General features: G+C 69.9%; 9 protein-coding genes and 1 pseudogene. 4 read left to right on the top strand and 6 right to left on the bottom strand.

All coding sequences use genetic code 11. The annotated features are described in order from the left end of the window. Both D7V80_RS37900 and D7V80_RS37895 read right to left on the bottom strand, forming a co-directional pair. Positions 1-163 (bottom strand): annotated as a pseudogene (locus D7V80_RS37900) (ActD-like protein); the annotation flags it as partial. After that, positions 160-639, bottom strand: coding sequence for an RNA polymerase sigma factor (locus D7V80_RS37895; RefSeq protein WP_014400585.1), 480 nt, complete (start codon positions 637-639; stop codon positions 160-162). The gene D7V80_RS37895 and the pseudogene D7V80_RS37900, both read right to left, overlap by 4 nt. Positions 640-856: 217 nt before the next feature. Here D7V80_RS37895 and D7V80_RS37890 point away from each other — a divergent pair, with 217 nt between their 5' ends. Genes D7V80_RS37890 through D7V80_RS37875 form a run of 4 tightly spaced genes read left to right on the top strand, consistent with a single transcriptional unit; the run spans position 857 to position 5,867 of the window. After that, positions 857-1,588: a B12-binding domain-containing protein gene (locus D7V80_RS37890; protein ID WP_233586032.1), complete on the top strand. Its 732-nt coding sequence runs from the start codon at positions 857-859 to the stop codon at positions 1,586-1,588. Positions 1,589-1,592: 4 nt separating this feature from the next. After that, entirely contained in the window at positions 1,593-2,297 is a 705-nt protein-coding gene (locus D7V80_RS37885; protein WP_120592698.1) for a hypothetical protein, read from the top strand. Continuing rightward, a complete protein-coding gene (locus D7V80_RS37880) occupies positions 2,294-4,342 on the top strand; it encodes a hybrid sensor histidine kinase/response regulator (protein WP_120592697.1) in 2,049 nt (682 codons plus the stop codon). The genes D7V80_RS37885 and D7V80_RS37880 overlap by 4 nt, the downstream gene beginning before the upstream one ends. Beyond that, complete coding sequence (locus D7V80_RS37875; RefSeq protein ID WP_120592696.1) at positions 4,335-5,867, top strand: response regulator; 1,533 nt, start codon at positions 4,335-4,337, stop codon at positions 5,865-5,867. The genes D7V80_RS37880 and D7V80_RS37875 overlap by 8 nt, the downstream gene beginning before the upstream one ends. A 19-nt stretch (positions 5,868-5,886) precedes the next feature. Here D7V80_RS37875 and D7V80_RS37870 read toward each other — a convergent pair whose 3' ends face one another. The 4 genes from D7V80_RS37870 to D7V80_RS37855 form a co-directional block, all read right to left on the bottom strand. After that, on the bottom strand, positions 5,887-6,252 hold the full coding sequence (locus tag D7V80_RS37870) for a helix-turn-helix transcriptional regulator (protein WP_014400592.1): 366 nt from the start codon (positions 6,250-6,252) through the stop codon (positions 5,887-5,889). A gap of 342 nt (positions 6,253-6,594) precedes the next feature. Beyond that, positions 6,595-7,977 carry a TolC family protein gene (locus D7V80_RS37865; RefSeq protein WP_120592695.1) on the bottom strand — a complete coding sequence of 461 codons (1,383 nt, stop codon included), beginning with the start codon at positions 7,975-7,977 and terminating at the stop codon, positions 6,595-6,597. Then, complete coding sequence (locus D7V80_RS37860; protein ID WP_120592694.1) at positions 7,977-9,209, bottom strand: ABC transporter permease; 1,233 nt, start codon at positions 9,207-9,209, stop codon at positions 7,977-7,979. Before D7V80_RS37860 ends, D7V80_RS37865 begins: the two co-directional genes overlap by 1 nt. Next, a complete protein-coding gene (locus tag D7V80_RS37855; RefSeq protein WP_120592693.1) occupies positions 9,206-9,952 on the bottom strand; it encodes an ABC transporter ATP-binding protein in 747 nt (248 codons plus the stop codon). The genes D7V80_RS37860 and D7V80_RS37855 overlap by 4 nt, the downstream gene beginning before the upstream one ends. Positions 9,953-10,033 lie beyond the last annotated feature (81 nt).

The following is a 10,033-nucleotide window of genomic DNA, read 5'->3' as shown; positions in this document are numbered from 1 at the left end:
CCTCCAGGGTGGCGCGCGAGTCGGCCTCCAGGGCGGCGAGGCGGGCGGGGCCGTCGGGTTCGCGGGACAGGCGGTCGCGGGCGGCGGCGAGCTCGTCCGGGGGCAGCTCCCCCAGGGCGATTCGCTCCAGCAGCCAGTCCGGGGTGCGGTGGGGGGACGTCATGCGGCCTCCAGCTCCTGCAGGACAGCGGACAGGGCCCGGAGGCGCTTGCGCACTCCGGACACGGACAGGCCCACTTCGCGGGCGGTCTCCTCCAGCGTCATGCCATCCACCAGGTGGAGCACGGCGATGTCGCGGCTGGACGCGGGGACGCGGCCGAAGAGGCGGTCCAGCAGGCCCCGGGCGGCGGTGCGCGCCTCGGTGTCGCCGGAAGCGGCGATTTTCAGCACCAGCTCATCGTCGCGGTCCTCGGGGCGCCGCTTCGCGCCGCGAAGGCGGTTGAGGCACACGCGGGTGGCGATCTGATGCAGCAGGCTGGAGGGCCCGGCGTCCTTCAGCGCGGCCTGGTAGCGCAGCAGTTGAACGAACACGTCATGCATGGCGTCCACGGCCTGTTCCTCGTCGCGCAGCAGGAAGCGGCAGCGCCGGAGCACCTGGGGGCCATAGCGTCGGTAATAGGCCTCCACATCGACGGACACCGCACGCGCCTCCCGGTTGGACCAGGGGAACACCGGTGCCCCGGAAATCTGTCACCGGCCTTTTGACGAAAGCGGCGTGCCTACCCCGTTTCCCCCACCCGGGCCACCTCGGGCCGGGAAATCCCGGCTTCCGCACGTCCAACCGGGGAGTTCGCTTGACCTGCAAGCAGAAAAGCAGGCGTTCGATCCACAGGGACCGGTAAGTGTTCACTTACCAATGCGGGCGAACGCTCCGGGGTTTAACGGAAGCAGGAACGTCTCTACCCTGCCCCGTCAGCCTCCCGCTCCCGTGATCCAAACGACCCCTGCCATCGACACGCTGCGGGCGCGGTATCTGGCCGCGCAGCTCTCCGGAAACCGCCAGGAGGCCCTGCGCCTGCTCGTGGACGAGGGCCTGCTGTGCGGCGTGCCCCTCCAGGAGCTCCACCTGGAGGTCATCCAGGCGGCCCAGTACGAAATCGGCCGGCTCTGGCAGGAGAACGTCATCTCCGTGGCCCAGGAGCACCTGGCCACCGCCATCTCCCAGTACGTCCTGGCCCACCTGTACCGCCACCTGCCCCGCGACCCGGCCAACGGCAAGGTCGTGATGATGGCGTGCGTGGAGGGCGAGCTGCACGAAGTGGGCGCGCGCATGGCCAGCGACTTCCTGGAGATGGCCGGCTTCGACGTGCGCTTCCTCGGCGCCAACATGCCCGCGGATCACCTGGCCCGCATGGTGCGCGAGTCCCCGCCCGACCTCGTGGCCCTCTCCGTCTCCATGCCCTTCCACATGCCCCAGGTCCGCGAGGCCGTGCGTAAGGTGCGCGAAGTCTCCCCGTCCCTGCCCATCGCCGTGGGCGGGCTCGCCTTCGACTGGGGCCCGGTCCTCGAAGAGGAACTGGCCGTGTCCTTCTTCGGCAAGAGCGTCCGCGAGCTGGTCGCCTCCGCCTGCCGCCTCCTGGGAGTCTGACGTCATGTCGCACGTGAGCCTCCAGGTGGAAGCGCGGACCGCCCCCATCGCTTCCGCTTCTGTTCAAGCTTTGTACGAAGACCCGTTCTGGGCCGCGCGCTACGGCATCCAGCGCGCCCGCCGCTTCGGTGACGAGGACGCCGTCTTCCACGTGCGCTACCTCGTGCAGGCGCTGGACGCATCGCGCCCCGCCATCCTCGAGGACTACGCGCGCTGGCTGCGCACCCTGCTCGTCACGCGCGGCATGTGCTCGCTGCACCTGGATCAGCACCTCGCCGGGCTCGCCCACGCGCTCCAGGCGGAGGGCTTCGGCCCGGGCTCCCTGCCCCACACCTACGTCCAGTCCGCCCGCCAGGCCCTGCACTACAAACAAGGCCCTGCCCACGCCGTGGAGTCGGACGCCGCCGCCATCATCAGCGAGGTCGTCCGGCGGACGGAGGGCCCGCTTCCCACCGGAAGCCGCCCCCGCCTGGAACAAGAGGTGCGGCTCCAGCTGTCCTATCTCTCGGATGCGCTCGCCCTGGATCGCGACGACCTGTGGGATGCCCATCTCCAGTGGTACGCGGGCTTCTGGCCTCAACGGAGACTGTTGCCCTTGACCCTTCTCCAGACCCTGGATGCCTTGAAGGCGGCCCTGGTGGATGGCCCCCCTGAAGCGCGGACGTTGCTCGCACGGATGCCCGATTCGTGGGAGGAGACGCACTCATGATGAAGGAAGACGACCGCGCTTCAGGGATCTTCGAATCCCTCAGCCGCGAGCTGGCGTTGGCCTGCGATGCGGAAGGGACGGTCGTCTGGCGCGATGAGCGCGCGGCGCGCATCCTGGGCATCAAGCCCGGCCAGGCGCTGAAGGACCTGGCCAGCCACGGCAGCGAGAGCAAGGTGGAGAAGCTGCTCGTGCAGGCGCGCGAAGAGGCCGTGGACGGCTGGGAGCTCATCCTCCAGAACAACCACAAGCCCGCGACGTTCGCCTTCCGCGCCCGGCCGCACGAGGGCGGCATCGCGCTGGTGGGCAGCCTGGTGCCGGAGGACTACGGCGCCGCGCTCACCCAGGTGAGCTCCACGCTGGGAGAGCTGTCCGCGCTCCACCGCGAGACGGAGCGCCAGCAGCACGAGCTCAAGCGCCGCGCGGAGGAGCTGGCCCGCCTCAACCGCGAGCTGGAGGAGTCCAACCGGGGCGTGCGCAGCCTGCACGCCGCCCTGGACGAGAAGGCGGAGAGCCTCCAGCGCGCGTCCGAAATCAAGAGCCGCGTGGTGGCCAACGTGAGCCACGAGTTCCGCACGCCGCTGCACTCCATCCTCGGGCTGTCCAAGGTGCTGCTCAACCCGCTCAACGGCGGCCTCGCGCCGGAGCAGGAGAAGCAGGTGCAGTTCATCCGCGGCTCCGCGGAAGCCCTCTTCGAGCTGGTCAACGACCTCCTGGACCTGTCCAAGGTGGAGTCCGGCAAGACGACGCTGCGCCACAGCCGCTTCGTCGCGTCCGACCTCATCAGCGCGCTGCGCGGCATGACGCGGCCCCTGCTGCCGCCGGACTCGACGGTGGCGCTCAACTTCGTGGAGCCGCAGGAGCCCCTGGAGCTGGAGACGGACGAGGCCAAGCTCAGCCAGGTGGTGCGCAACCTCATCTCCAACGCGCTCAAGTTCACCGAGTCCGGCTCCGTCACGGTGACCGCGGCCCGGGGCCCGCGCGACACGGTGGTGTTCACCGTGAAGGACACGGGCATCGGCATCGCGCCGGAGAACCACGAGCGCGTCTTCGAGGAGTTCATCCAGGTGGACAGCCACCTGCAGCGGCGCGTGAAGGGCACCGGCCTGGGCCTGCCCCTGGCGCGCAAGCTGACGGAGCTGCTGGGCGGCACGCTCACCGTGCAGAGCCGGCTGGGGGAAGGCGCCACCTTCGTCATCACCCTGCCGCGCGTCCACCCGGAGGTGTCGGAGATGACGGGGCTCACCCAGCGCAGCGAGACGCTGGACCCCGCGCGCGCCCCGGTGCTGGTGCTGGAGGACGACCGCCAGACGCTCTTCCTCTACGAGAAGTACCTGGCGCGCTCCGGCTTCCAGGTGCTGCCCGTGCGCAGCGTGGAGGAGGCGCGCAAGGTCATGCAGCGCGTGCGCCCCGCGGCCATGGTGCTGGACGTGATGCTGGAGGGCGAGACGAGCTGGAGCTTCCTCGCGGAGATGAAGAACGGCGAGCAGACGCGCGACATCCCGGTCCTCGTCGTCACCGTGACGGACCGCGAGCAGAAGGCGCGCGCCCTGGGCGCGGACGAGTTCTGGCTCAAGCCCGTGGACGAGGTGCGCCTGCAGAAGAAGCTGACGGCGATGGCGCGCATCGGGCCGATGGAGCGGGTGCTCATCGTCGACGACGACGACGTGCACCGCTACCTGCTCAAGCAGCTGCTCAAGGACACGTCCTTCCACCTGCTGGAGGCGGCCAGTGGCCGCGAAGGCGTCCGCATCGCGCGCGAGCACGCCCCCCACCTCATCTTCCTGGACTTCGTGCTGCCGGACATCACCGCCTTCGACGTGCTGGACGAGCTGAAGGCGGATCCGCGCACGCGCGACATCCCCATCATCCTGCACACCTCCCACCAGCTGCAGGAGCCGGAGCGTCAGCGGCTGGCGCGCGAGACGTCCGCCATCCTGGCCAAGCACACGCTCAGCCGCGAAGTGGCCATCACCCGCATCCGCGACGCGCTGTCCAAGGCGGGGCTGGGGAACCGGGACCTGCGCGAGGTGAACCCCCGTGGGTGAAGAGGCGCGTCTAGCAACGGTCCTCAACGTCAACGACGACGAGGCCAACCGCTACCTGGTCAACCGCATCCTGGAGATGTCCGGCTACCACGTGCTGGAGGCGGCCACCGGCATGGCGGCGCTCCTCATGGCGGAGCAGCACCGCCCGGACGTCATCGTCCTGGACGTGAAGCTGCCGGACATCAGCGGCTATGAGGTCTGCGCGCGGCTGAGGTCCAACGCCGCCACGGCCGGCATCGCGGTGATGCACACGTCCGCGACGTTCGTCACGCCGGACAAGAAGGTGCAGGGCCTGGAGGGCGGCGCGGACGCGTACCTCACCCAGCCCTATGAGCCCTCGGAGCTCATCGCCACGGTGCGCTCGCTGTTGCGCCTGCGCCACGCGGAGCAGCAGGCCCGGCTGCACACGGATCAGCTCATCGAGATGGACCGGCGCAAGGACGAGTTCCTGGCCATGCTGGCCCACGAGCTGAGAAACCCGCTGGCCGCCATCATGACAGCCATTGGCATCCTGGAGCGCAAGGCGCCCTCGGACACCAAGGAAGCGCGGATGCACGGCATCATCCAGCGCCAGACGCACCACCTGGCGCGGCTGGTGGATGACCTGCTGGACGTCAGCCGCATCACCCGGGGCAAGGTGGAGCTGCGCAAGGAGCCGGTGAGCCTGACGGCCACCTTCCAGCAGGTGCTCTCCATCCTGCGCCCCCGCGTGGAGTCCCGTGGCTTGAAGCTGGAGGTCCACCTGCCCCGCGCGCCGCTGTGGCTGGAGGGCGACGCCACGCGCCTGGAGCAGGTCTTCACCAACCTGGTGGACAACGCGGCCAAGTACACGGACGAAGGCAGCGTCACCGTGGAGCTGTTCCAGGAGGGCGTGGACGGCACCGCGCAGGCGGTGCTGCGGGTGAAGGACACCGGCATCGGCATCTCGCCGGAGAAGCTGCCCGCCATGTTCGAGCTGTTCGCCCAGGCGGACACGTCCCTGGAGCGCTCGCGCGGGGGCCTGGGCATTGGCCTCACCCTGGTGCGCACGCTGGTGCGGATGCACGGCGGCACCGTGGAGGCCACCAGCGGCGGCCCGGGCCAGGGCAGCGAGTTCCTGGTGCGGCTGCCGCTGCTCCCCGAAGACCGCGTCCCCCGGACGACCGGGGCGAACCTCGTGGACGCGCGGCGCGCGCGGCGCATCCTCCTGGTGGAGGACAACTCGGACGCGCGCCAGTCCATGCGCGACCTGCTGGAGCTGTGGGGTCACCAGGTGGCGGTGGCCCAGGACGGCTTGCAGGGCGTGGCGTTGGCCCTGGAGCACGCGCCGGACCTGGCGCTGGTGGACATTGGTCTGCCGGGGCTGGACGGCTACCAGGTGGCCCGGACGCTGCGCGCGCGCGTGGGACAGGGGCTGCGGCTGGTGGCGCTCAGCGGCTACGGCGACCCGGAGGCCTACCAGCAGGCCCTGAAGGCCGGGTTCGACGTGCACCTCACCAAGCCGGTGCGGCCCGCGGACCTGGACCGGGTCCTGTCGAACCTCTGAAAGAGGGAGTGGGGGGTGGCTACCGCCGCGTCAGCGCGTTGGCCACCAGGCCCAGCAGCTTCACCTGGGCGGGGTCCAGCTGACGCACGCTGCGCAACAGCCGGCGCACTTCCGGACGCTCCGGCGTGGGCGGCGGGGCCTCGCTGGTGCGCGACGGCGGAGCGCCCTGCGCCGCGAGTCCCAGCAGCTCGTCCGCGGAGACGTGCAGCTCGTGGCACAGCTTCAGCAGGGTCTGGACGCTGGGGAGCATGCCGCCGCGTTCCAAGCGGCCGTACACTTCCGTGGCCACGTCGATTCGCTCGGCCACGTCGGCCTGCGTAAGCTCCATGCGGCCCCGGGCGACCCGTGCCGATGCGCCGATGGTGGTTGCGAGTTTCTTGTCCATGCCTTTGCTTGCCGACCCGAAACGTTTGGCCGACGGCATAGGACGTATAGAGGCAGACAGACAGAACTTGCCGGGTCAGCCTCCCATTGTTCACCCATAGGGTCGCTGCGCGGGAGGTGGACTTTCGGAGTCCGGGCAACCCCGACACCCATGGCTCTTTTGAGACGGAGCGCCCTCTGGAAACAGCCTCCGGCAGGTGCATCACCGCGTGTTTACGGGCTTGACCGGAGGTAACCCATGACGTTGGACCCGCCGTTTCCTACGGTGTTCAAGCGTCCTGCCGCCACTGCCACCCTTCAGGGTTGGCTCATGTTTTCAGAGCCGTCCAGATACACCGCGCCACTACCCCGAGGCCAGGGTGGTCAACTCCACCGTGCCCAGCGCGCGCGCCAGCTCCGCGCGGGAGGTGGCCAGGTCGTACGTCGCCTGCACCTGCTGGGCGGCGGCGTTGGTGAAGGCCACCTGCGCGTCGCTCACCTCGATGATGTTGCCCACGCCCGCGCGGTAGCGCCCTTCGGCCAGCCGCAGCCGCTCGCGCGCGTTCACCTGGGCCTCGTCCGCGGCGGTGAGCGCCTCGCGCGTGGCCACCACGTTGAGCCGGGCCTGCTCCACCTGCAGCCGCACCTGCTGCCGGAGCGCGTCCTTCTGCGCCTGGAGGTCGCGCAGGTTGGCGTTGGCCTCGCGCGTCTGCGCGTTGACGAGCCCGCCCTGGAACAGCGCCCAGCTCAGCTGGATGCCGCCCTGCGCGCTCAGCGTGGCGCCGTTGAACGGGTTCGCCCCCACGTCGGACAGGTTGCCCGTGGCGCTCAAGGAGGGCAGGTGGCCGGCCTTGGTCACCTTCACCTGGGACTCCTGCGCCAGAATCTGCCGCTCGCGCGCGGCGACGTCGGGACGGGCCTCCAGCGCGCGCTTCACCAGCGCGTCCAGCACCTCGTCCTCGCCCGCGATGGCCGCCACCGTCACGTCCTGCACGGTGTAGTCGGTGGCCGTCTCCACGCCCATGGTCTGGTTGAGCTGCGCCTTCGCGGTGGCGTACGCGTTCTGCGCGCGGATGAGCGCCACCTGCGCGTTGGCCTTCGCGGTGCGCTGCTGGAGCAAATCAATCTCCGGCCGCGAGCCCACCTGCACGGACGCGTTCACCTGGTTGAGCCGGGCCTCCTCGCTCTGGAGCGTCTCGCGCGCCACGCCCAGCAGGGCCTTCTGCGTGAGGACGTTGAAGTACGCCGTGCGCACATTGCGCAGCGCATCCTGGAGCACCTGCTCCTGCGAGTTCTCCTGCGCGCCCGCATTCTCCTTCGACGCGTTGTAGCGGCCCGACGTCTTGCCGAAGTCGTAGATGAGCTGGTTGGCGGCGATGCTGCCGCTGAAGCGCCGCGTGGAGTTGGACACCACGCCGGTGTCGCTGCCCGGCACGTTCTGGATGACGGCCCGGTTGCTGGTGCCCAGCGTGTAGCCAGCGTTGGCGCTCACCTGCGGCAGGAAGCTGGAGAAGGACTGATCCACCCGGGCGTACGCCGCGTCGGTGCTCGCCTGCGCGGAGCGCAGCGACGGCTGGTACTGGCGCGCCGCGGCCTCCGCGTCCGCCAGGGTGATGACGCGCCCCTCGGCGGCGGACATCGTCAGGGACTGCTGCACGGCCGGAGGCGTCACGGGCTTCGCCGGAGCCTGGGCCCCCGCGACCACGGGCAGGACGCACAACGAAAGCGTCAACGGAAGCGACCGCATCACTCGTACCTCAGTGCATCAATGGGATCCAAGAGGCTCGCCTTGCGCGCCGGATACAGCCCGAAGACGACCCCCACCAGGCCGCTGAACCCGATGGCCAGCAGCGCGACGTCAGGACGGACCAGCATGGGCCAGCCGAACTGCGCGGCGAGCAGCTTCGCCACGCCCAGGCCCACGGCCGCGCCGATGATGCCGCCCAGCACCGCCAGCGTCAGCGCCTCGATGAGGAACTGCGCCAGGATGTCTCGCGGCCTGGCGCCCACCGCCACGCGCACGCCAATCTCGCGCGTCCGCTCGGTGACGCTCACCAGCATGATGTTCATGATGCCGATGCCGCCCACCACCAGCGACACCGCCGCGATGGCCGCGAGCAGCAGGCTCAACGTCTCCGTGCTCTGCTGCTGGCCGCTGGCCACCTCCGCCAGGTTGCGCACGTCGAAGTCGTTGGCGTCGTCCTCGCCCAGCCGGTGACGCTCGCGCAGCAGGTTCGTCACGTCCACCTGCGCCTTGGCCGTGAGGTCCGCGCTGGCGGCCTGCACGAACACCGCGCCGGTGATGTACGCGCCCAGGCTCTGCGCCTGCACCTGCCGCTTGAACGTGGTGGCCGGCACGAACACCGTGTTGTCGAAGTCCTGGCCCACGGGCGACTGGCCCTTGGGCGCCGTCACCCCCATCACGGTGAAGGGCGTCTTGTTGATGCGGATGACCTGCCCCACGGGGTTGAAGCCCTTGCCGTAGAGGTTGTCCACCACCGTCTGGCCCAGCACCGCCACCTTCGCGCCCGCCTCGTTGTCCGCGTCCGTGAAGTGCGCGCCCTTCGCGATGGTCCAGCTGCGCACGGTGAAGTAGTCCGTCGTGGTGCCGATGATGCTGGTGTTCCAGTTCTGGTCCTCGCTGAACACCTGCGCGTTGGAGCGCATCTCCGGCGCCGCGCCGCGCACGGTGGACACCTGCGTGCGCACGGCCTCCAGGTCGTCCCAGGTGATGGTGGGCTGGCTGCCGAAGCCGCCTCTCGCGCCACCGGACTTGGACGAGCCCGGCAGGATGATGAGCAGGTTGGTGCCCATGGAGTCGAAGACCTTCTGCACGCTGGCCTTCGCGCCGTCGCCAATGGCGACCATGGCGATGACCGCGCCCACGCCGATGATGATGCCCAGCGCGGTGAGCACCGAGCGCGTCTTCGAGCGCAGCAGCGCCCGCAGCGCCAGGACGAGCGTCTCCAGGATGTTCATGTCCCCACCTCCTCGGCGGGCACCACCGCCGGGTTCGGCGTCTGGCGTCTGTCGTTCACGATGCGCCCGTCCTTCACCACCACGATGCGCTGGGTGTACTCGGCCACGTCCGGCTCGTGCGTCACCAGCACCAGCGTCATGCCTTCCTTCTGCAACTGCTGGAACAGCGCCATCACCTCCACCGTGGTGCGCGAGTCCAGGTTGCCCGTGGGCTCGTCCGCGAGGATGACGCGAGGCCGCCCCACCAGCGCGCGCGCGATGGCCACGCGCTGCTGCTGACCGCCGGAGAGCTGCTTCGGGTGGTGGTCCAGCCGGGCCCCCAGCCCCACGCGCTCCAGCGCCTCCTTGGCGCGCACGCGGCGCTCCTTGGCGGGCACGCCCGCGTAGAGCATGGGCAGCTCCACGTTCTCCAGCGCGGTGGTGCGCGCCAGCAGGTTGAAGCTCTGGAAGACGAAGCCCAGGGTGCGGTTGCGCACGCGCGCCAGGCCGTCGCGGTCCAGGCGGGCCACCTCGCGGCCGTTGAGCAGGTACTCACCGGAGGTGGGCCGGTCCAGGCAGCCCAGGATGTTCATCAGCGTGGACTTGCCCGAACCGGAGGAGCCCATGATGGAGACGAACTCCCCCGGCTCCACCGTGAAGTCCACGCCGCGCAGGGCCCGCACCTCCACGTCGCCGGACTTGTACACCTTCGCCACTTTGTTGAGCTGGATGACGGGGGGTGCCCGCTTCGTGTCCGCGTCCATCGGTCTGCCTTCCGTCCCTTCCCCTGCCCGCGATGCCTGTGGAGATGCCTGTGATTGCAACGGCCGCGCGCGCCTAGAACC

The organism is Corallococcus sp. CA054B, from assembly GCF_003611625.1.
Taxonomy (GTDB): Bacteria; Myxococcota; Myxococcia; order Myxococcales; family Myxococcaceae; genus Corallococcus; species Corallococcus coralloides.
Note: the sequence above shows the minus strand (reverse complement) of the source record. Positions and strands in the feature narration are given on the sequence as shown.

What these genes read in the sequence shown, in the direction of transcription:
- D7V80_RS37870 (WP_014400592.1), bottom strand. Translation starts at nt 6,252, where the DNA reads ATGGACAAGAAACTCGCAACCACCATCGGCGCATCGGCACGGGTCGCC.
- D7V80_RS37865 (WP_120592695.1), bottom strand. Translation starts at nt 7,977, where the DNA reads ATGCGGTCGCTTCCGTTGACGCTTTCGTTGTGCGTCCTGCCCGTGGTC.
- D7V80_RS37885 (WP_120592698.1), top strand. Translation starts at nt 1,593, where the DNA reads ATGTCGCACGTGAGCCTCCAGGTGGAAGCGCGGACCGCCCCCATCGCT.
- D7V80_RS37855 (WP_120592693.1), bottom strand. Translation starts at nt 9,952, where the DNA reads ATGGACGCGGACACGAAGCGGGCACCCCCCGTCATCCAGCTCAACAAA.
- D7V80_RS37890 (WP_233586032.1), top strand. Translation starts at nt 857, where the DNA reads ATGCGGGCGAACGCTCCGGGGTTTAACGGAAGCAGGAACGTCTCTACC.
- D7V80_RS37860 (WP_120592694.1), bottom strand. Translation starts at nt 9,209, where the DNA reads ATGAACATCCTGGAGACGCTCGTCCTGGCGCTGCGGGCGCTGCTGCGC.
- D7V80_RS37880 (WP_120592697.1), top strand. Translation starts at nt 2,294, where the DNA reads ATGATGAAGGAAGACGACCGCGCTTCAGGGATCTTCGAATCCCTCAGC.